General features: G+C 66.1%; 25 protein-coding genes. 15 read left to right on the forward strand and 10 right to left on the reverse strand.

Annotated elements, in window-relative coordinates; translation table 11 throughout:
- Window positions 1-476 precede the first annotated feature (476 nt).
- Window positions 477-1,253, reverse strand: a complete 777-nt coding sequence (locus LGM71_RS30185; RefSeq protein ID WP_059532675.1) for an enoyl-CoA hydratase — start codon at window positions 1,251-1,253, stop codon at window positions 477-479.
- A gap of 129 nt (window positions 1,254-1,382) precedes the next feature.
- Here LGM71_RS30185 and paaN point away from each other — a divergent pair, with 129 nt between their 5' ends.
- The 5 genes from paaN to paaK all read left to right on the forward strand — a co-directional run bounded on the left by paaN (window position 1,383) and on the right by paaK (window position 7,007).
- A complete protein-coding gene (gene paaN / locus LGM71_RS30190) occupies window positions 1,383-3,089 on the forward strand; it encodes a phenylacetic acid degradation protein PaaN (RefSeq protein WP_151052063.1) in 1,707 nt (568 codons plus the stop codon).
- An 87-nt stretch (window positions 3,090-3,176) separates the two neighbouring features.
- Complete coding sequence (gene pcaF, locus LGM71_RS30195) at window positions 3,177-4,379, forward strand: 3-oxoadipyl-CoA thiolase (RefSeq protein WP_226118154.1); 1,203 nt, start codon at window positions 3,177-3,179, stop codon at window positions 4,377-4,379.
- Window positions 4,380-4,424: 45 nt separating this feature from the next.
- Window positions 4,425-5,216, forward strand: a complete 792-nt coding sequence (gene paaG, locus LGM71_RS30200) for a 2-(1,2-epoxy-1,2-dihydrophenyl)acetyl-CoA isomerase PaaG (RefSeq protein WP_124629057.1) — start codon at window positions 4,425-4,427, stop codon at window positions 5,214-5,216.
- Between the two features lies 1 nt (window position 5,217).
- Window positions 5,218-5,670 (forward strand): hydroxyphenylacetyl-CoA thioesterase PaaI, encoded by a 453-nt coding sequence (gene paaI, locus LGM71_RS30205; protein WP_226118156.1) that lies wholly within the window; start codon window positions 5,218-5,220, stop codon window positions 5,668-5,670.
- Window positions 5,671-5,708: 38 nt separating this feature from the next.
- The gene (paaK, locus tag LGM71_RS30210; protein ID WP_226118158.1) at window positions 5,709-7,007 is read left to right on the forward strand and encodes a phenylacetate--CoA ligase PaaK; all 1,299 of its coding nucleotides are present in this window, start codon (window positions 5,709-5,711) and stop codon (window positions 7,005-7,007) included.
- Between the two features lie 136 nt (window positions 7,008-7,143).
- Here paaK and LGM71_RS30215 read toward each other — a convergent pair whose 3' ends face one another.
- A complete protein-coding gene (locus LGM71_RS30215) occupies window positions 7,144-8,268 on the reverse strand; it encodes a murein transglycosylase A (protein ID WP_226118160.1) in 1,125 nt (374 codons plus the stop codon).
- A gap of 28 nt (window positions 8,269-8,296) precedes the next feature.
- Between LGM71_RS30215 and LGM71_RS30220 the strand changes: the two genes are divergently transcribed.
- Entirely contained in the window at window positions 8,297-8,440 is a 144-nt protein-coding gene (locus LGM71_RS30220; protein ID WP_006758475.1) for a hypothetical protein, read from the forward strand.
- A 14-nt stretch (window positions 8,441-8,454) separates the two neighbouring features.
- Here LGM71_RS30220 and apaG read toward each other — a convergent pair whose 3' ends face one another.
- The gene (apaG, locus tag LGM71_RS30225) at window positions 8,455-8,829 is read right to left on the reverse strand and encodes a Co2+/Mg2+ efflux protein ApaG (RefSeq protein WP_057924835.1); all 375 of its coding nucleotides are present in this window, start codon (window positions 8,827-8,829) and stop codon (window positions 8,455-8,457) included.
- A 177-nt stretch (window positions 8,830-9,006) separates the two neighbouring features.
- Here apaG and rpe point away from each other — a divergent pair, with 177 nt between their 5' ends.
- From rpe to LGM71_RS30265, 8 genes are all read left to right on the forward strand, one after another.
- Window positions 9,007-9,693: a ribulose-phosphate 3-epimerase gene (rpe, locus tag LGM71_RS30230; RefSeq protein WP_006482066.1), complete on the forward strand. Its 687-nt coding sequence runs from the start codon at window positions 9,007-9,009 to the stop codon at window positions 9,691-9,693.
- Window positions 9,694-9,697: 4 nt separating this feature from the next.
- The gene (locus tag LGM71_RS30235; RefSeq protein WP_226118162.1) at window positions 9,698-10,453 is read left to right on the forward strand and encodes a phosphoglycolate phosphatase; all 756 of its coding nucleotides are present in this window, start codon (window positions 9,698-9,700) and stop codon (window positions 10,451-10,453) included.
- A gap of 358 nt (window positions 10,454-10,811) precedes the next feature.
- Window positions 10,812-12,305: an anthranilate synthase component I gene (gene trpE, locus LGM71_RS30240; RefSeq protein WP_124629065.1), complete on the forward strand. Its 1,494-nt coding sequence runs from the start codon at window positions 10,812-10,814 to the stop codon at window positions 12,303-12,305.
- A 13-nt stretch (window positions 12,306-12,318) separates the two neighbouring features.
- A complete protein-coding gene (locus LGM71_RS30245) occupies window positions 12,319-12,918 on the forward strand; it encodes an aminodeoxychorismate/anthranilate synthase component II (RefSeq protein ID WP_059608057.1) in 600 nt (199 codons plus the stop codon).
- Window positions 12,919-12,931: 13 nt separating this feature from the next.
- On the forward strand, window positions 12,932-13,963 hold the full coding sequence (gene trpD, locus LGM71_RS30250; protein WP_226118164.1) for an anthranilate phosphoribosyltransferase: 1,032 nt from the start codon (window positions 12,932-12,934) through the stop codon (window positions 13,961-13,963).
- Window positions 13,964-13,992: 29 nt separating this feature from the next.
- The gene (gene trpC / locus LGM71_RS30255; protein ID WP_151052110.1) at window positions 13,993-14,778 is read left to right on the forward strand and encodes an indole-3-glycerol phosphate synthase TrpC; all 786 of its coding nucleotides are present in this window, start codon (window positions 13,993-13,995) and stop codon (window positions 14,776-14,778) included.
- Window positions 14,778-15,404, forward strand: a complete 627-nt coding sequence (locus LGM71_RS30260; RefSeq protein WP_226118166.1) for a CYTH domain-containing protein — start codon at window positions 14,778-14,780, stop codon at window positions 15,402-15,404. The genes trpC and LGM71_RS30260 overlap by 1 nt, the downstream gene beginning before the upstream one ends.
- A gap of 13 nt (window positions 15,405-15,417) precedes the next feature.
- Entirely contained in the window at window positions 15,418-16,326 is a 909-nt protein-coding gene (locus LGM71_RS30265) for a uracil-DNA glycosylase (protein ID WP_174913543.1), read from the forward strand.
- 117 nt (window positions 16,327-16,443) lie between these two features.
- Here the strand turns inward: LGM71_RS30265 and LGM71_RS30270 are convergent, their stop codons facing one another.
- From LGM71_RS30270 to LGM71_RS30285, 4 genes are all read right to left on the reverse strand, one after another.
- Window positions 16,444-17,040: an FMN-dependent NADH-azoreductase gene (locus tag LGM71_RS30270; protein ID WP_059449745.1), complete on the reverse strand. Its 597-nt coding sequence runs from the start codon at window positions 17,038-17,040 to the stop codon at window positions 16,444-16,446.
- 147 nt (window positions 17,041-17,187) lie between these two features.
- Window positions 17,188-18,987 carry a M61 family metallopeptidase gene (locus LGM71_RS30275; RefSeq protein WP_226118168.1) on the reverse strand — a complete coding sequence of 600 codons (1,800 nt, stop codon included), beginning with the start codon at window positions 18,985-18,987 and terminating at the stop codon, window positions 17,188-17,190.
- Between the two features lie 116 nt (window positions 18,988-19,103).
- Entirely contained in the window at window positions 19,104-19,832 is a 729-nt protein-coding gene (locus tag LGM71_RS30280; RefSeq protein ID WP_059608050.1) for a DsbC family protein, read from the reverse strand.
- A 90-nt stretch (window positions 19,833-19,922) separates the two neighbouring features.
- Entirely contained in the window at window positions 19,923-21,101 is a 1,179-nt protein-coding gene (locus tag LGM71_RS30285) for a UbiH/UbiF family hydroxylase (RefSeq protein ID WP_059608049.1), read from the reverse strand.
- Between the two features lie 247 nt (window positions 21,102-21,348).
- Between LGM71_RS30285 and ychF the strand changes: the two genes are divergently transcribed.
- Window positions 21,349-22,443, forward strand: a complete 1,095-nt coding sequence (gene ychF, locus LGM71_RS30290) for a redox-regulated ATPase YchF (RefSeq protein ID WP_151051943.1) — start codon at window positions 21,349-21,351, stop codon at window positions 22,441-22,443.
- Window positions 22,444-22,610: 167 nt separating this feature from the next.
- Here the strand turns inward: ychF and gabP are convergent, their stop codons facing one another.
- The 3 genes from gabP to LGM71_RS30305 form a co-directional block, all read right to left on the reverse strand.
- Window positions 22,611-24,002, reverse strand: a complete 1,392-nt coding sequence (gene gabP / locus LGM71_RS30295) for a GABA permease (protein ID WP_059600629.1) — start codon at window positions 24,000-24,002, stop codon at window positions 22,611-22,613.
- A 467-nt stretch (window positions 24,003-24,469) separates the two neighbouring features.
- Window positions 24,470-24,814 (reverse strand): MmcQ/YjbR family DNA-binding protein, encoded by a 345-nt coding sequence (locus LGM71_RS30300; protein WP_059600634.1) that lies wholly within the window; start codon window positions 24,812-24,814, stop codon window positions 24,470-24,472.
- A 104-nt stretch (window positions 24,815-24,918) separates the two neighbouring features.
- Window positions 24,919-26,181, reverse strand: coding sequence for an MFS transporter (locus tag LGM71_RS30305; protein ID WP_226118170.1), 1,263 nt, complete (start codon window positions 26,179-26,181; stop codon window positions 24,919-24,921).
- Window positions 26,182-26,323 lie beyond the last annotated feature (142 nt).

Here is a 26,323-nt window from a genome sequence, read left to right on the forward strand (position 1 = left end):
TGTGAGACTCTTGATACTTTCGCTATCTGATCCGAAGATCAGCTCGCTTCCATCAAGCGCCCACACTTATCGGCTGTTAATTTTTAAAGAGCATTTCTGCGAGAAACCTGAAGTTTCCCAGCAGCGCTGCGTTTTCAGCAGCAGAGAAGCGAGATTATGAACCGTGTTTCTCAGTCAGTCAACAACTTTTTGAACTGCTTCGTTGCGACGACTGGGTTCAACTTCATGTGCGCCGGGGCTCGACAACCCACCCTCCATCGCACCGCTTCCCTTCTTCCCCCGCGCTGCGTTTCCGTTAGCGCGAAAGAGGCGTGATTCTAAGCACCTGCCCCGGTCTGCGCAACCCCCTTTGTGAAAATATTTTGAAAAAGCCCCCGTGCGCTAACGCGCACGGGGGCTTCGGGCTCACTGCCCCGGGCGATCTTACCGACGACCGACACCCGCCGCTCGCCAGGCGCCACCCAGCCACCGCCAAATCAGCGGTTCTTGAATACCGGCTTCCGCTTCTCGACGAATGCCGCCATCCCTTCCTTCTGATCTTCGGTCGCGAACAGCGAATGAAACAGTCGACGCTCGAAATGGACACCCTCGGCCAGTGTCGTCTCGTACGCGCGATTCACCGACTCCTTGACCATCATGACCGCCGGCAGTGAGAACTCGGCAATCGTCGTCGCAGCGGCAATCGCTTCATCGAGCAGTTTGTCGGCCGGCAGCACGCGCGACACGAGCCCCGCCCGTTCCGCCTCGGCCGCGTCCATGAAGCGCGCCGTCAGGCACATGTCCATTGCCTTCGCCTTGGACACGGCGCGCGGCAGACGCTGCGTGCCGCCTGCGCCCGGCATCACGCCCAGCTTGATTTCGGGCTGGCCGAACTTGGCCGTATCCGCTGCGAAGATGATGTCGCACATCATCGCGAGCTCGCAACCACCGCCAAGCGCAAAGCCCGCCACGGCAGCAATGATCGGCTTGCGGATCTCGCGGACGGTCTCCCAGTTACGGGTGATGTAGTCGCCGCGATAAACGTCCATATAGGAATAGGTCGCCATCATGCCGATGTCGGCCCCGGCCGCGAACGCCTTCTCGCTCCCCGTCACGACGATCGCACCGATCGCGTCGTCTGCGTCGAATGCCTTCAGCGCAGCGCCCAACTCATCCATCAGCGCATCGTTCAGCGCATTCAGCGCCTTCGGACGGTTCAGTGTGATCAGCCCGACTCGCCCCCGGGTCTCCACCAGGATGTTCTCGTAAGACATCTATTTCTCCTCGATCAATGAAATGAGAAACGCCTCGCACATGCGAATAGTTTGATGCTACCATTCTCCGACCAACCGGTCGGTTAATTAATCGATCCAACCCTTCCCTATGTCCATCAGGCTGCCGCCATGACCCATGCACTGTTCACGAAGCACGAAGACACGCTGAAACACGCCCTCGCCGCCATCGAGAGCCGCGGGTACTGGAGCCCGTTCGCGGAAATGCCTAGTCCCAAAGTGTACGGGGAAAGCGCCAACGCCGACGGCGAAGCGGCGTTCAAGGCACACCTCGGCAACACGTTCGTGCTCGACCAGCCGGCGTCCGGCGGAACCGTCGGCGCGGAGCAGTCGCCGTACGGGATCGCGCTGGGCATCCGCTATCCGAAATCGACACCCGACGAACTGATTGCCGCCGCCGCCGCGGCCCAGCGCGCATGGCGCGAAGCCGGCCCGAGCGCCTGGATCGGCGTCAGTCTGGAAATCCTCGCACGGCTGAATCGCGCGAGCTTCGAAATTGCCTACAGCGTGATGCACACGACGGGCCAAGCGTTCATGATGGCATTCCAGGCCGGGGGCCCGCACGCGCAGGATCGTGCGCTCGAAGCGGTCGCCTACGCCTGGGACGAGTTGCGCCGCATCCCGGCCGATGCACACTGGGAGAAGCCGCAAGGCAAGAACCCGCCGCTCGCGATGCACAAGCGCTATACGATTGTCCCGCGCGGCACCGGCCTCGTGCTCGGCTGCTGCACATTCCCGACCTGGAACGGCTACCCCGGCCTGTTCGCCGACCTGGCGACCGGCAACACGGTAATCGTCAAACCTCATCCGGGCGCGACCCTGCCGCTCGCGATCACGGTCCGCATCGCCCGCGACGTGCTGCGCGAAGCCGGCTTCGATCCGAACGTCGTCACGCTCCTCGCGACCGAGCCGAACGACGGCGCCCTCGTGCAGGACCTCGCGCTGCGTCCTGAAATCAAGCTGATCGACTTCACGGGCAGCACGCAAAACGGCACGTGGCTCGAACACCATGCCCATCAAGCACAGGTGTATACCGAGAAGGCCGGTGTCAACCAGATCGTGATCGACTCGACCGACGACCTGAAGGCCGCGGCCAAGAACATCGCGTTCTCGTTAGCGCTGTACTCCGGCCAGATGTGCACGGCACCGCAGAACATTTACGTGCCGCGCGACGGCATCCGGACGGCAGACGGCCATGCAAGCTTCGACGAAGTCGCCCAGGCGATCGCCGTCTCCGTGCAGAAACTGACCGGAGACCCGGCTCGCTCGGTCGAACTGATCGGCGCGATCCAGAACGACGGCGTGGTCGCGCGTATCGACGACGCCCGCAAGCTCGGTCGTGTGCTCGCTGACAGCCAGACGCTCCAGCATCCGACATTCGCCGACGCTCGCGTGCGCACGCCGCTCGTGCTGCAACTCGACGTGGCCGACCAAGCGAAATTCACGCAGGAGTGGTTCGGCCCGATCTCGTTCGTGATCGCGACCGACTCGACCGCGCAATCTCTCGATCTCGCCGGCAAAATCGCCGCGGAACATGGTGCGCTGACGCTCTCCGTCTACAGCACCGACGACAAGGTCCTCGACGCTGCGCACGATGCAGCGGTGCGTGGCGGCGTCGCGCTGTCGATCAACCTGACGGGCGGCGTATTCGTCAACCAGTCGGCTGCATTCTCCGACTTCCACGGCACCGGCGCGAACCCGGCCGCCAACGCGGCGCTCGCCGATCCGGCGTTCGTCGCCAACCGGTTCCGCGTGGTGCAAAGCCGCGTCCATGTTGCGCCGAAGGCTGTACCTGCGGAAGCCGGCCAAACGGCATAACTCGAATGGCCGACGTGCAAACGCCGTCACGTTCTCTACCATGAACGAATCTGCCAACCGGCAGGTTCGTTGCACATCGACACCCCCATGACCGACGCCTACATCTGCGACGCGATTCGCACCCCCATCGGCCGCTACGGCGGCTCCCTGAAAGACGTTCGTGCCGACGATCTCGGTGCGGTGCCGCTCACGGCGCTGATCGAACGCAACCGCAATGTCGACTGGTCGGCCATCGACGACGTGATCTACGGCTGCGCGAACCAGGCCGGCGAAGACAACCGCAACGTCGCGCGCATGTCCGCGCTGCTCGCGGGCCTGCCGACCGCCGTGCCGGGTACGACGCTGAATCGGCTCTGCGGTTCGGGCATGGACGCCGTCGGCACCGCCGCGCGCGCGATCAAGGCGGGCGAGGCACGCTTGATGATCGCGGGCGGCGTCGAAAGCATGACGCGCGCGCCGTTCGTGATGGGCAAGGCTGCCAGCGCATTTGCGCGTAAGGCCGACATCTACGACACGACGATCGGCTGGCGCTTCATCAATCCGCTGATGAAACAGCAATACGGCGTCGATTCGATGCCGGAGACGGCCGAGAACGTCGCGGTCGACTACGGCATCAGCCGTGCCGATCAGGACCTGTTCGCGCTGCGCAGCCAGCAGAAGGCCGCGCGTGCGCAGCAGGACGGCACGCTCGCCGAGGAAATCGTCCCGGTGACGATTCCGCAGAAGAAAGGCGACCCGCTCGTCGTATCGCGTGACGAGCATCCGCGAGAAACGTCGCTCGAGGCGCTCGCGAAGCTGAAGGGTGTCGTGCGCCCGGACGGCTCGGTGACGGCCGGCAACGCGTCGGGCGTCAACGACGGCGCATGCGCACTGCTGCTCGCCAACGCGGAAGCCGCCGATCAGTATGGGCTGCGCCGCCGCGCACGCGTCGTCGGTATGGCGACCGCAGGCGTCGAACCGCGCGTGATGGGGATCGGCCCGGCGCCGGCCACGCAGAAACTGTTGCGCCAGCTCGGGATGACGATCGACCAGTTCGACGTGATCGAGCTGAACGAAGCGTTCGCCTCGCAAGGTCTCGCGGTGTTGCGCATGCTCGGTGTCGCCGACGACGATCCGCGCGTGAACCCGAACGGCGGTGCGATCGCGCTCGGTCACCCGCTCGGCGCATCGGGCGCTCGGCTCGTGACCACGGCGCTTCACCAACTCGAGCGTACGGGCGGCCGCTTTGCACTCTGTACGATGTGCATCGGCGTCGGCCAGGGCATCGCGATCGCCATCGAGCGCATGTAACCGACGCGCCGCGCGCCTATAACGAAGTCATGAAGGAGACACTGCATGTCATATCAGGCGATCCAGTTGGATATCGATCAGACTGCCCGCGTGGCCACGATCACCCTCAACCGCCCGGACAAGCTGAACAGCTTCACGCGAGCGATGCACCGCGAACTGCAGTCTGCGCTCGATGAAGTCGAGACGGCCGGCGCACGTGCGCTGATACTGACGGGTGCGGGGCGCGGCTTTTGCGCAGGCCAGGACCTGGCCGATCTCGACTTCACGCCGGGCGCGTCCACCGACCTCGGCACGCTGATCGACGAGCATTTCAATCCGCTGATCCGCCGCCTGCAACGCATGCCGATTCCGGTGATCGCCGCCGTCAACGGGACTGCGGCGGGCGCCGGCGCGAATCTCGCACTCGCCTGCGACATCGTGTTCGCGGCACGCTCGAGCAGCTTTATCCAGGCCTTCGTCAAGATCGGGCTCGTGCCCGATTCGGGCGGTACGTGGTTCCTGCCGCAACGCGTCGGCATGGCACGCGCGCTGGGGCTGGCCCTGACCGGCGACAAGCTCGGCGCCGAACAGGCCGAACAATGGGGCTTGATCTGGCGCGCGGTCGACGACGATGCGCTCGCCGCGTTGGCGCGTCAGCTCGCCAATCAGCTCGCGCAGCAACCGACGCTCGCAATCGCGTCGATCAAGCAGTCGATGCGCGACAGCGTCACGAATACGCTCGATCAGCAGCTCGACCTCGAACGCGACCTGCAGCGTAAGCTCGGCCAGTCATACGACTACGCGGAAGGCGTGAAGGCGTTCATCGAGAAGCGTGCGCCGCGCTTCGAGGGGCGTTGACATGACCACCTCCAACGACGCGCTCACCCCCGATGCGCTCGCCCGTGCGACGGCACGGGCCATGTACGACGCAGACGCCTGCAGCCGCGCGTTCGGCATGGAAATCGCCGAAGTGCGGGCCGGCTACGCACGCCTGCAGATGCGCGTACGGCCGGAATTCCTGAACGGACATCAGACCTGTCACGGCGGCATCATCTTCACGCTCGCCGATTCGACGTTCGCGTTCGCATGCAACTCGTACAACCTGAATACCGTTGCGGCCGGCTGCTCGATCGAATACCTGCGTCCCGTGTACGGCAACGACCTGCTGACGGCCGAAGCGATCGAGCAGACGCGCAGCGGCCGGCACGGCATCTATGACATCCGCGTCACGAACCAGACAGGCGAAACGGTCGCGATGTTTCGGGGCAAATCGGCCCAGATCAAGGGCACGGTGCTGCCGGAAGAACGTTGACGTCCACCGCTCGCTCATAACAATCACTGGAGACAGGCATGACTACCCCGCTACCGCTCGAGCCGATCGAGACCGCCTCGCGCGACGAGCTTACCGCACTGCAGCTTGAACGCCTGAAGTGGTCGCTCCGGCATGCGTATGACCACTCTCCCGTCTATCGCCGCAAATTCGACGAAGCGGGCGTGCATCCCGACGACCTGAAGACGCTCACGGATCTGTCGCGCTTCCCGTTCACGACCAAGAGCGACCTGCGCGACAGCTACCCGTTCGGGATGTTCGCGGTGCCGCAGGACCAGATCTCGCGCATTCACGCGTCGTCGGGCACGACCGGCAAGCCGACCGTCGTCGGCTATACGGCGCGCGACATCGACACTTGGGCCAATCTCGTCGCGCGCTCGATCCGCGCGGCCGGTGCGCGGCGTGGCGACAAGGTTCATGTCAGTTATGGATACGGGCTGTTCACCGGCGGGCTCGGCGCACACTACGGCGCCGAACGCGCGGGACTGACCGTGATTCCGTTCGGCGGTGGCCAGACCGAAAAGCAGGTGCAGTTGATCCAGGATTTCCGGCCCGACATCATCATGGTGACGCCGAGCTATATGCTGTCGATCGCCGACGAGATCGAGCGCCAGGGCCTCGACCCCGCACAAAGCTCGCTGCGCATCGGCATCTTCGGCGCGGAGCCCTGGACCAACGACATGCGCGTGGCCATCGAGCATCGGATGGGCATCGACGCGGTCGACATCTATGGGCTGTCCGAAGTGATGGGTCCCGGCGTCGCATCGGAATGCGTCGAGACCAAGGACGGCCCGACCATCTGGGAAGATCACTTCTATCCGGAAATCATCGACCCCGACACCGGCGAGGTATTGCCGGACGGCGAACTTGGCGAACTGGTCTTCACGTCGCTGACGAAGGAAGCGCTGCCGATCATCCGCTACCGGACGCGCGACCTCACGCGTCTGCTGCCCGGCACCGCCCGCACGATGCGCCGGATGGAAAAGATCACCGGGCGCTCGGACGACATGATGATCGTGCGGGGCGTCAACGTCTTCCCGACGCAGATCGAGGAGCAGCTGCTGAAACAGCGTGCGCTCGCACCGCACTATCAGATCGTGCTGACGAAGGAAGGTCCGCTCGACGTGCTGACGCTCAATGTCGAGCCGTGCCCCGAAACTGCCCCCGACACGGCGGCGATCCATGCGGCGAAACAAGCGCTCGCGCACGACATCAAGTCGCTGATTGGCGTGACGGCCGTGATCAATGTGCTGCCCGTGAACGGGATCGAGCGTTCGGTCGGCAAGGCACGCCGCGTGATCGACAAGCGCAAGGGCTGATACCCCCAGCCCCCCGCCCCCCGACCGCCGCGCGCAACAGCAATCGCGAGGCAAAAAAACAGCCCGACCGGCCAACACCGATCGGGCTGTTTCGCTTTGATGCCGGGCTACACGTATACGCCGGCACCACCGCGCATCACGAATTCGGGAACAGCAGCCACATCCGGCCGATCTGCTTCATCCGTCCGGCCTGGTCGCCGGCGTCGTCGCCCAGCCCCCAGAAATAGTCCGCCCGCACGCCGCCCTTGATCGCGGAACCCGTGTCCTGCGCGAACACGAGCCGGTTCATCGGCGTATTCGTCAGCGGACGCGTGGTCTGCAGGAACACCGGTGTGCCGAGCGGGATCGACGACGGATCGACCGCGATCGAACGCTCCGCCGTGAGCGGCACGCCGAGTGCGCCGATCGGGCCGTCCGCGCCGCCGTGCGGCGCATCTTCCTTCGTCGGCATGTCGCGGAAGAACACGAATCGTGGATTCGTATCGAGCAACGCATCCACGCGAGTCGGGTTTGCCTTCGCCCAAGCCTTGATGCCCTGCATCGTCGCCTGCGCGGGCGTCAGCTCGCCGCGATCGAGCAGCCACTTGCCGATCGAGCGATACGGCTGGTTATTGGTGCCGCCGAAGCCGACCCGCATCACCGAACCGTCGTCGAGCAGCACGCGCCCCGAACCCTGTACCTGCAGGAAGAACGCCTCGATCGGATCATCGACCCACACGAGTTCGTTGCCGTTCAGGATGCCTGCCCGCTCGAGCTGGGCGCGAGCGGGCAGCGCGGCACCGGCGCGATAGCCAGCCGGCCAGCGGTACAGCGCGTACTGGTAAGGGCCGCGACGCACGCGGGAGCCGTGCAGCAGCGGCTCGTAATAGCCGGTCACGAGCCCGTCGAGCGTGCCGTCGGTGTTCGCCAGCTGAAACGGCGTGAAATACGTTTCGAAGAATGCACGTGCGCTGCCGACGTCGAGCTCGTCGAGTCGGTCGGCGGCCGCGCAGGCGCGCTGCCATGCGGGCTGGCGCGCGAGCCGCACGCAGTTCTGCCGCAGCGCGGCCGTCGCGCCGATCAGCGAATCGTCCTGCCACCCCGGCACCTGCTGCCACGCGACCGGCGTGAGCCGCTTCGCGGCAACCTGCCCTGGCACGATCGCCGCGCCGGTCGGCGGCTTGAGCGCCGACGTCCGCGTCGGCGCGCCGCCGCATGCGGCAAGCAGCGCTGCCGTCGCGGCCGCCACAACCCAGCCGGCCGCCCGGGGCCCAAACCACATACAATGTTCGTTCTTGATGGAAACCGCCATGTCAGATTTTCTCGACCAATATCCGATGCTCATCTTCGCGCTCGAGGCTTTCGTAGCGCTTGCCCTGCTGATCTTCATCGTCGTGTGGACGTCGTCGGGCAGGAAGAAGCACGCCCGCGGCAACGACCGCCAGCCGCGCTGACCGGCCCCGCACGCTCAATGCAGCGTGCGCGGCATGTGCAGCGCGAACTCGTCGACCGGCGCGTCGAACCGCTCGCCGTCCTCCGCCACGCAGAAGTACGCACCGCGCATCGTGCCGACCGGCGTCGCGATCACGGCCCAGCTCGTGTATTCGAACTGTTCGCCCGGCTGCAGCAGCGGCTGGTGCCCGACGACGCCGAGCCCCTTCACTTCCTGCACGTGGTTTTCGCTGTCCGTGATGATCCAGTGACGCGCGATCAGCTGCGCCGCGACCTGCCCGGTATTGCGGATGGTCAGCGTGTACGCGAATGCGTATTGACGTCGATCGGGGTCGGATTGTTCCGGCAAGTAGCTGGTTTTCACCGAAACGGTGAACTGATACTGACTCATGATGTTTCCGCTGTAGGTAACCGCCCGCGCCAACTCGAGCGGCAGGGCCGCGGGCGCGCCGCACTGGTTCGGCATTCTATTCGGAATCGGGCCGCAACCGCACGGCCCGTCGCCGCGCACCGGGTCGCCGGACGGTAGAATGGCGGTTTTGCGCCGCAGCGTCCCCGCTCCCCTGTCATGACTCAATTCCGCATCGCTCCCAGCATCCTGTCGGCCGACTTCGCACGGCTCGGCGAAGAAGTCCGCAACGTGGTCGCCGCCGGCGCCGACTGGATTCACTTCGACGTGATGGACAACCATTATGTGCCGAACCTCACTATCGGCCCGCTCGTCTGCGAGGCGATCCGCCCGCACGTGCAGGTGCCGATCGACGTGCATCTGATGGTGCGCCCGGTCGACCGGATCGTGCCCGATTTCGCGAAAGCCGGCGCAAACCTGATCAGCTTCCACCCGGAAGGTTCGGACCACATCGACCGTACGCTGTCGCTGATCCGCGATCACGGCTGCAAGGCCGGCCTCGTGTTCAACCCGGCGACGCCGCTGAACTATCTCGACCACGTGATGGACCGCCTCGACTTCGTGCTGCTGATGTCGGTGAACCCGGGTTTCGGCGGCCAGTCGTTCATTCCAGAAACGCTGAACAAGCTGCGCGAAGCACGCGCGCGCATCGACGCATACACCGAGCGCACCGGCCGCGAGATCCTGCTCGAGGTGGACGGCGGCGTAAAGGCCGACAACATCGCGGAAATCGCGGCAGCCGGCGCGGATACCTTCGTCGCGGGTTCGGCGATCTTCGGCAAGCCCGACTACCGCAAGGTGATCGACGAGATGCGCGCCGCGCTCGCCACCGTCGAGCGGAGCTGACGTCGTGGCCGATTCCTCGCAGACCCGTCAGGCACCGACCGCAGCCGACGGCACGATCCGTTTCGCGACGCCGCGCATCGACGCGGCGCTGATCGACCTCGACGGCACGATGGTCGACACGGCCGACGATTTCACGGCCGGGCTGAACGGGATGCTCGCACAGCTCGGCGCGCCGGCCACGTCGCGCGACGAGGTGATCGGCTACGTCGGCAAGGGCTCCGAGCACCTGATCCACAGCGTGCTGAAGCCGCGCTTCGCGCCCGACGAGGCGCACGCGCGCTTCGACGACGCGCTCGCGATCTATCAGACCGAATACGCGAAGATCAACGGCCGCCACACGCGCCTCTATCCGGACGTCGCAACCGGCCTCGACGCGCTGCGCGCGGCCGGCATCCGGCTCGCGTGCGTGACGAACAAGCCGCACCGTTTCGCCGTCGAGCTGCTCGAGCAATACGGGCTGATCGATCGCTTCGGCATCGTGCTCGGCGGCGACAGCGTCGCGCGCAAGAAGCCCGATCCGCTGCCGATGCTGACGGCCTGCGACGCGCTCGGCGTCGCGCCGGACGCGGCGGTCGCGATCGGCGACTCGGAAAACGACGCGCTGGCGGGCCGCGCGGCGGGAATGGCGACGCTGACGGTGCCGTACGGCTACAACCACGGCAAAGCTATACAAACGATAAATTCGGATGGTATAGTCGATTCGTTGCTGGTCGCGGCCCGCGCGATTACCGCGCACAACGCCGGCCGGCCAACCATCTGATTATTTCTTCCATCCGCATGTTTCTGAATAAAAAACGGAGTCTGAGCAGCATCGACCGGGGAGCCTGGCCCTGGCGTCGCTGGTCGCGCTAACCTCTTCGATGAGGTACGCTGAGGCACGTCTTCAGCGCCGTTTTTTATCTCGCTGCGCATCCGCGCGCCGATCGTCGCACCACCTCGAGTTCTACCGTGTCCGAACGCTTGCGTTCAGGATCGGCCGCAGGCTCGCGACGTTCACGCCCGGAGTGCCGGCCGGCAACAGGCACTTCTCGATCGACCGCCCTTTCGCCGACGGCAGCCCGCGCAGCGTCAAGTGATCCCTGGCGCACTCCGCCGCTCGTCCCGAACAGGACCGGAACATGACCGAACTCGAATTCCAATCGCTGGCGAACGAAGGCTACAACCGCATCCCGCTGATCGCGGAAGCGCTCGCCGACCTCGAAACGCCGCTGTCCCTCTACCTGAAGCTGGCCCAGCCTGAACGCGCGGGCGCCAACTCCTTCCTGCTCGAGTCGGTGGTCGGCGGCGAACGCTTCGGCCGCTATTCGTTCATCGGCCTGCCCGCACGCACGCTGGTGCGCACCCGCAACGGCGTGTCCGAGGTGGTGCGCGACGGCCAGGTCGTCGAGACGCACAACGGTGACCCGTTCGAATTCATCGAGTCGTTCCAGGCGCGCTTCAAGGTCGCGCAGCGCCCGGGCCTGCCGCGCTTCTGCGGCGGCCTCGCCGGTTATTTCGGCTACGACGCGGTGCGCTACATCGAGAAGAAGCTCGCGAACACCGCGCCGCGCGACGATCTCGGCCTGCCCGACATCCAGCTGCTGCTCACCGAGGAAGTCGCGGTGATCGACAATCTCGCCGGCAAGCTCTACCTGATCATCTATGCGGACCCGGCCCAGCCAGAGGCCTATACGAAGGCAAAGCAACGCCTGCGCGAACTGAAGCAGCGCCTGCGCACGACCGTGCAGCCGCCCGTGACGTCGGCGAGCGTGCGCACCGAGACGTTCCGCGAGTTCAAGAAGGAAGACTATCTGGCCGCCGTGCGCCAGGCGAAGGAATACATCGCGGCCGGCGAACTGATGCAGATCCAGGTCGGCCAGCGGCTCACGAAGCCGTACCGCGACAATCCGCTGTCGCTGTATCGCGCGCTGCGTTCGCTGAATCCGTCGCCGTACATGTATTACTACAACTTCGGCGATTTCCACGTGGTCGGCGCATCGCCGGAAATCCTCGTGCGCCAGGAAAAGCGCGGCGATGACCAGATCGTCACGATCCGTCCGCTGGCCGGCACGCGTCCGCGCGGCAACACGCCCGAGCGCGACGCGGAACTCGCGACCGAACTGCTGAACGATCCGAAGGAAATCGCCGAGCACGTGATGCTGATCGACCTCGCGCGCAACGACGTCGGCCGCATCGCGGAGATCGGCTCGGTGCAGGTGACCGACAAGATGGTGATCGAGAAGTACTCGCACGTGCAGCACATCGTCAGCTCGGTCGAAGGCAAGCTGAAGCCCGGCATGACGAACTACGACGTGCTGCGCGCGACGTTCCCGGCCGGCACGCTGTCCGGCGCGCCGAAGGTGCGCGCGATGGAACTGATCGACGAGCTCGAGCCGATCAAGCGCGGGTTGTACGGCGGCGCCGTCGGCTACCTGTCGTTCTCGGGCGAGATGGATCTCGCGATCGCGATCCGCACGGGCCTGATCCACAACGGCAACCTGTACGTGCAAGCGGCGGCCGGCGTCGTCGCGGACTCGGTGCCCGAATCCGAATGGCAAGAGACCGAGAACAAGGCGCGCGCGGTGCTGCGTGCGGCCGAACAGGTCCAGGACGGCCTCGATAGCGACTTCTGACCGGAGACTGACCATGCTGCTCATGATCGACAACTACGACTCGTTCACCTACAACCTGGTCCAGTACTTCGGCGAACTGGGCGAGGACGTGCGCACGTACCGCAACGACGAAATCACGCTCGACGAGATCGCGCGCCTGAACCCCGACGCCATCTGCCTGTCGCCCGGCCCGAGCAACCCGCAGCACGCGGGCATTACGCTGGACGTGCTGCGCGAATTCGCGGGCAAGAAACCGATCCTCGGCGTCTGCCTCGGCCATCAGGCGATCGGCGAAGCATTCGGCGGCCGCGTCGTGCGCGCGAAGACCATCATGCACGGCAAGGTGAGCCGGATCGAAACCGACTGCCGCGGCGTGTTCGCCGACCTGCCGAAGCATTTCGACGTCACCCGCTACCATTCGCTCGCGATCGAACGCGAATCGCTGCCCGACTGCCTCGAGGTGTCCGCGTGGACCGACGACGGCGAGATCATGGGCGTGCGTCACAAGACGCTGCCGATCGAAGGCGTGCAGTTCCACCCGGAATCGATCCTCTCCGAGCACGGCCACGCGCTGCTCGAGAATTTCCTGAAGCAGAATCGCGCGACGGCCCGGGCGGCCGCGCCGGCGGCCTGACGGGAGACGCACGATGACGATTACCCCGCAGGAAGCGCTGCAACGCACGATCGAACACCGCGAGATCTTCCACGACGAGATGCTGCACCTGATGCGGCTCATCATGCGCGGCGACATGTCTCCCGTGATGGCGGCCGCGATCATCACCGGGCTGCGCGTGAAGAAGGAGACGATCGGCGAGATCACCGCCGCCGCGACCGTGATGCGCGAATTTGCGAACCACGTCGAGGTGCAGGACAACTCGAACTTCGTCGACATCGTCGGCACGGGCGGCGACGGCTCGCACACGTTCAACATCTCGACCGCGTCGATGTTCATCACGGCCGCGGCCGGCGCGAAGGTCGCGAAGCACGGCAACCGCGGCGTGTCGAGCAAGTCCGGCAGCGCCGACGTGCTCGAGGCGCTCGGCGTGAACATCGATCTGCAGCCCGACCAGGTTGCCGCGTCGATCGCCGAAACCGGCATGGGCTTCATGTTCGCGCCGAACCATCATCCGGCGATGAAGAACATCGCGGCCGTGCGCCGTGAGCTCGGCGTGCGGACGATCTTCAACATCCTCGGCCCGCTGACCAATCCGGCCGGCGCGCCGAACCAGCTGATGGGCGTGTTCCATCCCGACCTCGTCGGCATCCAGGTGCGCGTGATGCAGCGCCTCGGCGCGCAGCACGTGCTCGTCGTATACGGCAAGGACGGGATGGACGAAGTGTCGCTCGGCGCCGCGACGCTCGTCGGCGAATTGCGCGACGGCGAGGTGCACGAATACGAGATCCATCCGGAGGACTTCGGCCTGCAGATGGTGTCGAACCGCACGCTGAAGGTGGAAAATGCCGAAGAATCGCGCACGATGCTGCTCGGCGCGCTGGACAACAAGCCGGGCGTCGCACGCGAGATCGTCACGCTGAACGCGGGCACCGCGCTCTATGCGGCCAATATCGCCGAATCGATCGCGGACGGCATCCAGCTCGCCCGCGAAGCGGTCGCGAGCGGCAAGGCGCGCGCGAAGGTCGACGAACTCGTGCGTTTCACGCAGCAGTTCAAGCGCTGACTCCCTTTACGAATCAAGCAGGAACCCACATGAGCGACATTCTCGACCGAATCATCGCCGTCAAGCGCGACGAAGTCGCGGCGGCCATGCGCAGCACGCCGCTCGAGGCACTGAAGCTGGACGCATCCGCGCGTGACCTGCGCGACTTCGTCGGCGCGCTGCGTGCGAAGCAGGCGGCCGGCAACGCGGCGGTGATCGCCGAAATCAAGAAGGCGAGCCCGTCGAAGGGCGTGCTGCGCGAGCATTTCGTGCCGGCCGACATCGCACGCTCGTATGCGGAGCACGGCGCCGCGTGCCTGTCGGTGCTGACCGACGAGCAATTCTTCCAGGGCAGTGTCCGCTATCTCGAGGAAGCGCGCGCGGCCTGCACGCTGCCGGTGCTGCGCAAGGACTTCATCGTCGATGCGTACCAGATTCTCGAAGCGCGCGCGATGGGCGCCGACGCGATCCTGCTGATCGCGGCCGCGCTCGACACGCCGCTGATGCAGGACCTCGAGGCGTATGCGCACTCGCTCGGCCTTGCGGTGCTGGTCGAAGTTCACGACCGCGACGAGATGGAACAGGCGCTGACGCTGAAGACACCGCTGCTCGGCATCAACAACCGCAACCTGCGCACGTTCGAGACGTCGATCCAGACCACGCTCGACATGCTCGACATGATTCCGCCGGACCGCATGGTCGTGACCGAGTCGGGCATCCTGTCGCGCACCGACGTCGACACGATGCGCGCGGCGAACGTGAACGCGTTCCTCGTCGGCGAGGCGTTCATGCGCGCCGAGCAGCCGGGCGAGGAACTCGCGCGGATGTTCTTCTGATGGCGATCGAAAAGGAAATCAAGCTTGCGCTGCCGGCCGGCCAGGCCGATGCCGCGCGGCGCTTTTTCGAGACGCTGACCGGCGAAGCCGGCGATGTCATCGCGCTCGCGAACGTCTACTACGACACGCCCGATCTCGCGCTGGCCCGTTCGAAAAGCGCGGTGCGCGTGCGCCGCACGCCGCACGGCTGGCTGCAGACGTTCAAGACGGTCGGCAGCGCGGAAGCCGGCCTGCATCGCCGCCATGAATGGGAGTTGCCCGTCGCCGGCGATGCGCTCGAAATCGATGCGCTCGTCTCCGCGTGCGACGTGCCGAACGCGGCCACCGCGCTGCGCGACGCGGCGCCGGCGCTGCACGCGCTGTTCCGGACGGATTTTTCGCGTACGCTGTGGCGCATCGCAATCGGCGGCGCAACCGTCGAGGCCGCGGTGGACATCGGCGAGATCGTCGTCCAGGCGGAAAACGATACGCGCCGCGAACCGATCAGCGAAATCGAACTCGAACTGATCGACGGCCCGGAAGCTGCGCTCGCGACACTCGCCGCCGAACTGCAGCAAGCGCTGCCGGGCCTCGCCCCCGAAAACATCAGCAAGGCGCAGCGCGGCTACCGGCTGCGCGCGCAATAAACCCGCATCACGCATGGCAACCCGCAAGACTCTCCGCACGCCGCAACAGGCGTCGCTGTTCGACGATCCCGTGCCGGAAACGGCGCAGGACGATGTTTCCGCCTCGGCGCCCGCGCCGGCCGCGGCTGGGCGCAGGCCCGCAAAGAAGGCCGCGGCAGCCGCCCCGGCCTCCGCCGCGCCGCAGCCCGCTGCCGCCGCGCACGTCCCACACCTCGCCGCGCAGTTCGACGCGCTGCCGGCCGTCTGGCGCGACGTGCTGAAACCCTTCATCGACAGCGATGCGTATGCACCGCTGTGCCGCTTCGTCGACGACGAACGCGCGGCCGGCAAGACGGTCTACCCGACCGACGTGTTTCGGGCGTTGCGCCTGACGAGCCCGGACGACGTGAAGATCGTGATCCTCGGCCAAGACCCTTACCACGGCGACGACCGCGGCACGCCGCAGGCGCATGGCCTGGCGTTCTCGGTGCCGCCGGCCGTGCGCACGCCGCCGTCGCTGCGCAACATCTTCAAGGAAATCGCCGCGAATTTCGGCCACGACACGCCGCGTCACGGCTGCCTCGATACCTGGGCGCGCCAGGGCGTGCTGCTGCTCAACACCGTGCTGACGGTCGAGCGCGGCGCGGCCGCGAGCCACGCGAGGCGCGGCTGGGAACAATGCACGGACACGCTGATCCGCGAACTCGCCAGCCGCCATCGCGGCCTCGTGTTCATGCTGTGGGGCGCGCATGCGCAGGCGAAGCGCGCGCTATTCGATGCGAGCGCGCACTGCGTGCTCGAGGCGCCGCATCCGTCGCCGCTGTCCGCACACCGCGGCTTCCTCGGTTGCCGCCACTTCGCGCTCGCGAACGACTATCTGGTCGAAGCGGGTCGCGAGCCGATCGACTGGCGCCTGCCGGAGGTGGCCGAAACGCTCGCGTAACCGTTCCGCGTTCAACTTCCCGCTTTCGTCTGCATCACGTGAAAACGCCGCGCCCCTTTCGGGACGCGGCGTTTTTTTATCTGGCGACGCAGCGGGTGCAACGCACCCGCATCGGCCTTACGCGGCAGCGATCGCTTCGCGGGCGCCGGCGAGCGCGGCGCTCTGTGCATCCGGCCCGAGGTTCAGGCCTTCCGCGTGGATGAAGCTCACGTCGGTCAAGCCGATGAAGCCGAGGAACGTGCGCAGGAACGGCGTCTGGCTGTCGTTCGGCGTGCCGAGGTACTTGCCGCCGCGCGCCGTCACCACGTGAACCTTCTTGCCCTTGATCAGGCCTTCCGGACCGTTCTCGGTGTAGCGGAACGTGACGCCTGCACGGGCGATCCAGTCGAAATACGTCTTCAGTTGCGACGAGACACCGAAGTTATACATCGGTGCGCCGATCACGATGATGTCGGCGGCCTGCAGTTCAGCGATCAGTGCATCGCTCTTCGCGACGATCGCATTCTGTTCCGCGCTGCGCTGGTCGGCCGGCGTGAAGAATGCGCCGAGCACCGATTCATCGAGGTGCGGCAGCGCGTCGGCCAGCAGGTCGCGAACCACGACCTTCGCGCCGGGGTTCGATTGTTGCAGCTTTGCCGTCAGTTCGTTGGCCAGCAGCGTGGATTGCGCACCTTGCGAGCGCGCCGCGGAATTGATTTGCAGAATGGTCGTCATGTCAGGCTCCGGTTTGGTTGCGCTTCGGTAGCGCGAGTGACGCCATTGTGCGTGGCCGCATGGTCGCGAAAAAGCGGGTTCAAGGCGACGGATTGTTGCAACAGCAGAACAATCGTTGATCGCGCCCCGAAACCCGCTCGTGCATGCTCAGCCCTTCAGCCAAGCTTCCCGGGCCTTGTGCGCGGCAGCCGGCTTTGCGGCGGCCGTGAGCCGGTAGCGCGCGACTTCCGGCCCGTCGAGCTTCAGTTTCGCGGTCCGCAGCTCGTCACGGCGGAATGCGTGCACCTCGACCTTGTCGCCCGGGCGGTAGCGCGCGAGCAGCGTGTCGAGATTCGTGCCGGTGACGCGCAGCCCGTCGAGCGCGATCAGCGTGTCGCCGGCCGACAGCCCCGCGCGATGCGCGCCGCCGCCTTCGTATACCGCCGCCAGCGTGCAGTCCGCGCCGCCGCGCAGGCGCGCGCCGATCGTCGGCTTCGCGGCCGCGCCAGGCGCGACTTCCGGCGCGAGCGTCACGCCAAACGGCGCGAGCAATTCGGCGAGCGGCAGGTCGCGCGTGCCGTGCACGGCGTCGGAGAACAGCCTGCCGAGCGCGACGCCCGTCGCTTCCTCGATCAGCGTCTCGACCTCGTTTTCCTCGACGCCCGCCTGCTTGCCACGATAGAACTCGCGTCCGTAGCGTTGCCACAGCAAGCGCATCACGTCGTCGAGCGACTTGCGGTTGCGCGTCTGCGCGCGGATCGCGAGATCGAACGCGAGCGCGACGAGCGAACCCTTCGTGTAGTAGCTGACGATCGCATTGGTCGCGTTCTCGTCCTGGCGGTAGTACTTGATCCACGCGTCGAACGAACTTTCCGCGACGCTCTGCTTCAGCCGCCCCGTGCCGCGCAGCACGCCGCCGATGGTGCGCCCGAGCGCCGCGAAATATTCGTCCTGCGACATCAGCCCGCTGCGCACGAGCATCAGATCGTCGTAATACGAGGTGAAGCCCTCGAACAGCCACAACAGCGACGTGTAATTTTCGCGCGCGAGGTCATACGGCACGAACGCGGCCGGCTTGATACGCTTCACGTTCCACGTATGGAAATACTCGTGGCTGCACAGGCCGAGGTACGTGCGATAGCCCTCCGTCGTCTCCGGCCGGCCCTTCACCGGCAGATCGGTGCGGTTGCAGATCAGCGCGGTCGACGCACGGTGCTCGAGGCCGCCGTAGCCGTCGCTGACCGCGAGCGTCATGAACACGTAGCGGTCCATCGGCGCCTTCTTCGACTTCGGCTCGAACAGCGCGATCTGCGACTCGCACACGCGCTTCAGGTCGGCGCGCAGCCGCTCCATGTCGAGCTGCGTCACGCGCCCGGCGATCACGATGTCGTGCGGCACGCCGTGCGCGTCGAACGTCGCCAGCGCGAATTCGCCGATCGTCACCGGATGGTCGGTGAGTTCGTCGTAGTTCGATGCGCGGTACCCGCCGAACCCATAGCGCCGGGTGCCGCGTGCCTCGGGCAGCGACGTACCGACGCGCCACGTGCGGAATGCCGGGCCCGCCGGTTTCGCGATGTCGACCTCGCACGGCGCAGCCTCGTGGCCGGCGACGCTCAGGAACACGGCCGTGGCATTGAAGAAGCCGCCCGATTCGTCGAGATACGCGGAGCGGACCGACAGGTCCCACGCGTACACGTCGTAGCGCAGCGTCAGCGCGCCGTTCACCGGTGCGGCCTGCCACGTGTTCTTGTCGGTTTTCGCGATCCGCACCTTGCGGCCCGCGTCGTTGAACGCGGCGAGCGTCACGATGTTGCGCGCGAACTCGCGCACGAGGTAGCTGCCGGGAATCCACACCGGCAGCGAGAAGCGCTGGCCTTCGGGATCGGGATCGGCGACCGTCACCGACACTTCGAACAGGTGCGCGGCAAGATCTTTCGGGGCAATCGAATAACGGATCGGCTGGGTCATCGTGGGAATCGGACGAAAATCGGACGGAATACGGCAGCGGAAACGAAGAGAGGCGCCGGCTGATATCGCGGGCGCCCCTCGCTGGCCGGGCCATGCAGCCCGGGGTGTCGGTCAGTTTACTTGCTCGACGCGAGCGCCTGGTTCAGCTGGTCGGCCGACACCGCGCCCGGCAGGCGGCGGCCGTCGGGCAGGAAGATCGTCGGCGTGCCGGTGACGTTCATCCCGCGGCCGAGCGCGAGGTTCTTGTCAAGCGCGGTCGTATCGCAGGTGCCGGCGCCGGTCGGCACGCGATGGTCGAGCATCCAGCTCTGCCAGGTTTTCGCGCGGTCGGTCGCGCACCAGATCGCCTTCGACTTCGCGGTCGAATCGGGCGACAGTACCGGATACAGGAACGTGTAGACGGTCACGTTGTCGATCGACTGCAACGTCGTCTCGAGGCGCTTGCAGTAGGGGCAGTTCGGATCGGAGAACACAGCGATCTTGCGTGCGCCGTTGCCCTTGACGACCTTGATCGCGTTCGCGAGCGGCAGGCTCGCGAAATCGATCTTGTTGAGGTCGGAAAGGCGCGCGTCGGTCAGGTTCTTGTGCGTCTTGGTGTCGACGAGATCGCCGAGCAGCACGTAGTCGCCGGCTGCATCGCTATAGATGATCTGCGTACCGAGGTTCACTTCGTACAGGCCTGCGACCGGAGATTTCGACACGCTCTTGATCGGCGCGTCGTTGCCGAGACGCGCTTGCAGCGTGGCTTTCAGCTTGTCGGTGGTCTGGTCGGCCTGCGCGGTGCAGCCGAGCGTCGCCATCGTGACGGCCAGCGCCAGCGATGCGATGCGGATCGTTTTTTTCATCCTGTAGTTCCTTCAGCTCAATCGGAGTGCACGTCACAGTGTACGCCGTAACGGAACCCTGTCCGACAGGCCGAAGGCGCGAAGGTTCGATCAGCCGAGCGCGGCCGACACGAGCCAGCGCTTCACGAGCGGTTGCGCACCGACGAACGCCATGCCCGCGTTGCGCACCGCCTTCGCAAAGGAGCCAGGCACCGCGAACAGCCGCTGCAGCCCGTCGGTCGCGACCATCAGCGCGCGGATGTCCTCGCGGCGCGAACGCTCGTAGCGGCGCAGCAGCACCGTATCGCCGAGGTTGCGGAAGCTCTCCTTGTTCGCGATCGCATCGGCGAGCGCCGCGACGTCGCGCAGCCCGAGGTTCATCCCTTGCCCCGCGAGCGGGTGGATCAGATGCGCGGCATCGCCGACGAGTGCGACACGCGGGGCGATCAGCTTGTCGACGGTCTGCAGCGCGAGCGGGAAGCCGGCCGCGGGCGTCACGCATTCGAGTGCCCCGACCTGACCGTGCGACACGCGCTCGACTTCGGCCGCGAGCTGCGCCGGATCGAGTGCGAGCAATTCGTCCGCGTGCGCGGTGTGCGCGGACCACACGAGCGATACGTGACCGTCCGGCAGCGGCAGCAACGCGATGATCTCGCCTTCGTGAAACCACTGGCAGGCCGTCTCGCGGTGCGGCAGCGATGCCTTGAAGTTCGCGACGACACCGGTTTGCCGGTAGTCGCGCCGTTCGACCTTGGCCCCCATTTGCGAGCGCACCCACGAATGCGCGCCGTCGGCGCCGACGACGAGATCGGCTTCCAGCACCTGCCCCGACGACAGCGTAAGCACGGCCGCGTCGTCGTGCACGTCGAAGCCCTGCGCGCGCGCATCGAACCACGTGAGGTTCGGCTGGAACCGCAGCGCGGCATCGAGCGACGTCTCGATCAGCGACGATTCCGCGATCCAGGCCAGTTGCGGCACGGAGGCCTGGTACGCGGAGAAATGCAGTTCCGCGTGCGCATCGCCGTACACGCGCATGTCGTAGACCGGCGCGAGCCGGCCATGGTCGAGCGCCTGCCAGACTCGCAGCCGCTCCAGCAAGGCCTGCGAGCTGGACGACAGCGCGTAGATGCGCGTGTCGAACGCGAGATCGGCCGGGCGCGGCGTGGCCGGCTGGGCGAGCAAGGCGGTCTTGTAGCCGGACTGGGTCAGCGCGAGCGCGGCCGTCTTGCCGACGAGCCCGCCGCCGACCACGGCGACGTCGAAGGTGTGGTGGGCAGTCATGGCGGGCATTATAGCCGCGGGGCCAATCCCTTACGCGGCCGGACTTTGCGGGAAATCAGCATAATCGCGGGCCGGCCCGGCAGCGCGACGGCCCGCCGCATCGGGCATTCGGGGGAAGGCCGGAAACCGGGGCGTCGGCACGGTACAATAGCGCCTTTGAACGTCGGCCCGCCGCGCCCCACGCGCCGGCCGTCCCTATTTTCCCGCGCCGCCGTGCCCTGTCCGGCCGCGCCGCCTTACCCGTCCGAAGGATTCCATGAGTCTCAAATGCGGCATCGTCGGCTTGCCCAACGTCGGCAAGTCCACCCTGTTCAATGCACTGACCAAGGCCGGCATCGCCGCCGAGAACTACCCGTTCTGCACGATCGAACCGAACGTCGGCATCGTCGAGGTGCCGGACGCGCGCCTGAAGGCGCTCGCCGAGATCATCAACCCGGAGCGCATCGTGCCGGCCGTCGTCGAATTCGTCGACATCGCAGGCCTCGTCGCGGGCGCAAGCAAGGGTGAAGGCCTCGGCAACCAGTTCCTCGCGAACATCCGCGAAACCGATGCGATCACGCACGTCGTGCGCTGCTTCGAGGACGACAACGTCATCCACGTCGCGGGCAAGGTCAGCCCGATCGACGACATCGAAGTGATCAACACCGAACTCGCGCTCGCCGACCTCGGCACCGTCGAGAAGGCGCTCACCCGCTACTCGAAGGCCGCGAAGTCGGGCAACGACAAGGAAGCTGTGAAGCTCGCTGCGGTGCTCGAAAAGGTTCGCGCGCATCTCGACCAGGGCAAGGCCGTGCGCGGCCTGGATCTGTCGGACGACGAGCAGGCGCTGCTCAAGCCGTTCTGCCTGATCACGGCGAAGCCGGCGATGTACGTCGCGAACGTGAAGGACGACGGCTTCGAGAACAACCCTCATCTCGACGCAGTGCGCAAGTACGCGGAAAGCGAGAACTCGCCGGTCGTCGCGGTGTGCGCAGCGATCGAAGCGGAAATCGCCGATCTCGACGATGCGGACAAGGAAGCGTTCCTCGCCGACATGGGCATGGAAGAGCCGGGCCTCGACCGCGTGATCCGCGCGGGCTTCAAGCTGCTCGGCCTGCAGACCTACTTCACCGCGGGCGTGAAGGAAGTGCGCGCGTGGACGATCCATATCGGCGACACGGCGCCGCAAGCGGCCGGCGTGATCCACACCGATTTCGAGCGCGGCTTCATTCGCGCGCAGACGATCGCATTCGACGATTTCATCGCGTACAAAGGCGAACAGGGTGCGAAGGAAGCCGGCAAGATGCGCGCGGAAGGGAAGGAATACGTCGTGCACGACGGCGATGTGATGAACTTCCTGTTCAACGTCTGATACGCGCAATGCCGATGCCGCGCGATACGCTCGGCATCGCCTGATGCGCATCCGGCACGAAAAGCAAATGGGCCGATTGGCAAATGCCAATCGGCCCATTTTTCATTCACGGACTTGCCCGTCGGCCAAAGACGAGCACCCCTGCCCGCCTTCGGATCGTCACGTCATCACGTCGCCGACACCCGCCGCCCAGCACCTGCTCGCGCATCACGACCGCGCTTGTTCAACCACGAAGCAAACAACACGAGCAGCGCGAGCACGGCCGTCGCCCCGACTTCCATCCGGTGTTCCTCGCTGACGAACATCACGGTCAGCGTGCCGCAGATGAACACGATCACCGCCCACGTGAGCCACGGGAACAGCCACATCCGCAGCGTCAGGTCGGCGCCGCTCGATTCGAGCGTCTTGCGCATCCGCAGCTGCGAGATCGCGATCACGAGATACACGAGCAGCGCGATCGCGCCCGACGTCGCCAACAGGAAGCCGAATACCTGCTCCGGCATCAGGTAGTTCGCGATCACGGTCAGGAAACCGAATGCGGTCGATGCGAGCACGGCCGCACGCGGCGTGCCGGTCGAATCGGTGCTATGCAGGAACGCGGGCGCGTCCTTGCGCTTGGACAGCGAGAACAGCATCCGCGATGCGGTGTAGAGCGCGGAGTTCAGGCAGCTCGCGACCGACACGAGCACGATCACGTCGATGATCGCCTTCGCATTCGGAACGCCGATCAGCTCCATCGCGCGCTGATACGAGCCGTGCTTCGGCAGCAGCGGATCGTTCCACGGCACGATGGCCGCGACGACGAGGATCGAGCCGAGATAGAACAGCGTGATACGCCAGATGACGGAGTTCGTCGCACGCACGATCTGGCGTTGCGGGTTGTCCGACTCGGCGGCCGCGATCGTCACGATCTCGGTGCCGAGAAACGAGAACATCGTCGTCAGCATCGCCGCGAGCACCGCGCCGGCGCCATTCGGCATGAAGCCCTGGTGCGCGAAGAGGTTCGACACGCCCGATACGGCCGGCGCGGGCACGATACCGACGATCGCCGCGCCGCCGATGCACAGGAACACGACGATCGCGATGACCTTGATCAGCGCGAACCAGAATTCGAATTCGCCGTAGTTCTTGACCGAGAAGAGGTTGGTGATCGTCAGCAGCAACGTGATGCCGAGCGCGAAAATCCAGGTCGCGACGCCGGGGAACCATGCATTGAGAATGGTCGCGGCAGCCGTCGCCTCGATCGGGATCACGAGCACCCAGAACCACCAGTACAGCCAGCCGATGGTGAAACCGGCCCAGTGGCCGATCGCGCGATCGGCATAGGTCGAGAACGAACCGCTGTCCGGATGCGCGACGGCCATCTCGCCGAGCATGCGCATCACCAGCACGACCAGGACGCCCGCGATCGCATACGCGAGGATCGAAGCCGGGCCGGCTTCCGCGATCGCGTGGCCGGAGCCGACGAACAAGCCGGCGCCGATGACGCCGGCAATCGACATCATCGTCACGTGACGCTGCTTCAGACCCGTGCCGAGGCCTGTCTTGCTTCCACTCATGTGTCTCTCTCCAAAAAACGGTTCCGATATGACCGGGTATCGCATGAAGGCGGCGCGGGATTTGTCGTTGTTGATCCGGCAGCCCGCCGCGCATGCGCGGCATGCGGGCAGGGAGCCGGATCGAGCCTGTTCCGGTCGGTGCGCGCCGCAGTCTGCGAAGCTGCGGGTGCGATGCGGCACACGGGGCGCCGGCGCATCGCGTGCGCCCTTTCCGTCGGCTGTTGGTCAGCCGCCTTCGAAGCGAAGGAGTGTAAGCATCAAACGGTTCTTGACTAAGAACCAATTGAAGAATTTCGATGGAACCACTTGTTGCATCGATGCGAACCGATGCAACGCTTGGTCCGGTTCGGCGTCCGCTCATGAGCCGCCGGATCGGGAAACGCGCGGTGAGACATGCCCGCCCGACATCGCAACGGACGCATTCCGTCAAGGTGGTTTGTGTGCCGCGCAGGCGCTGCGCCGGATGCTCAGGTCGCGCCGCCCGGCCCTGCGTCCCGCCATTTGGCCGGCACGATCGCGCGCCATTCTCGCAGAAGCAGGTTTTTCACGGCGTCAGGATGCGCGGCCGACAAGCGCACCAGCACGATCGGCCAGCCCGCATAGTGATCGGTCACGTAATACACGTCGGGCTCCGATTCGATCAGCCACGCCCGCTCGTCGGGGCCGACGCCCCGCACGACGAGCGTGTCGCCGTCCTCGCGCAGGCGCGCGAGCATCTTGCCCTTCACCCTGAGTGCGGGCGTGCCGTACGACTTGCCTTCCTCGACACCCCGCCATGCCAGCACGACCTGCCGAACTTCGTCGAATGTCACGATGCGCCTCCGCCCGTTGGTGATCGACGTCCCGGACACCGTAGCGGAAATCGGGGATGGCGCCTAGCCGAGCGGCGTCTGGCTGCGCGCCCGGCGACGCGCGTCTAGCGGCCCGCCGCGCACGCCGCTACCGGCGCGCGCCCCGTGGCGGCAACGATCGCGAACGCGATCGCATTCGCGGCCGCGCTGGCCAGGATCGGCACGAGATAGCCGCCGCCCGCGTCGTAGATGAAACCGGCGGCGGCAGGCCCGATCAGCGTGCCGAACGCGACGCTCGTGTACAGCATGCCGATGATCGCGCTCACGTTGCGGCCGCCGAAGTAGTCCATCACGACGGCCGGCAGCACGGCGACCCAGCCGCCGTAGAACACGCCGAACACGAGTGCGAACGCGGCCAGCGTCGCGACGCTTCCGGCACCGGCCCACGCCAAGAGCGCGGCCGCCATGCCTGCGAACATCGCGAGCAGCGACGCGCGGCGGCCGAAGCGGTCGGCGACGCCGCCGAGGAAGAAGCGCCCTGCCGTGCTGCCGACGCCGATCGCGCCGAGCAGCAGCACGGCCGTCGACTGCGCGACGCCGTGATCGAGCGCGTACGGCACGAGATGCACGAACGGCACGAACACACCGAACGAGCAGACGAGGCATGCCGCATACAAGCTCGCGAACGGTCGCGACGTGACGGCTTCGCGCACGGTCGCGCCGGCGGGCACCGATGAAGTGGCACCGGGCTGCCCATCGCGCGATTGCGCACGCGCCGCATCGCCGTCGGGCAGCAATCCGCGCCCGCGCGGATCGTTCTCGATCAGCAGCGACATGCCCGCGCCCACCACTACCGCGATCGCCGCGAGGGTGACGTACGCGCCGCGCCAGCCGACGTGCGCGATCAGCGTGGATGCGAGCGGCGGCATCACGAGCGTGCCGACGCCGATCCCCGCGACCGCGAGCCCCGACGCGAAGCCGCGCCGCCGCACGAACCAGCGTTGCACGGCGCCGACGGCCGGCACGTACGCGCAGCCGACGCCGAGGCCGACACCGAGCCCGTACGCGACATAGACCTGCAGCAGCGTATGCGCGGCACCGGCCGCCGCGAGACCCGCTGCCGTCAGCAACATGCCGGCGACGGCGAGCCGCCGTGAGCCGAAGCGATCGGCAAGCGGGCCGCTGACGATGCCGAAGCCGAAATACAGGAAGCCGGCCAGCGAGAACACGAGCGAGATCTGCCCGCGCGATGCCGCGAAATCACGCTGCAGCGATTCGACGAACGCGCTGAACGTGTACGCACTGCCGAAGCCGACGAACGTGACGGCGAATGCGGCCGCCACCACATACCAGCCGTAGAAGACGCGCGATGCGCGCAGGCTGCTCATGACGATCCTCCTTTCAGGTTCCGCCGGACGCCGCACGGCATCCGGATTGCCTCATGGATATAGTTGAACTATGTTGATCGCATCGACAGCGCAAAACCCGCTCACCACGGATACGATTCAATGCAACAACGGTACTCGTGCA

The sequence above is a fragment of the Burkholderia sp. AU33545 genome (assembly GCF_020419685.1).
GTDB lineage: Bacteria > Pseudomonadota > Gammaproteobacteria > Burkholderiales > Burkholderiaceae > Burkholderia > Burkholderia diffusa.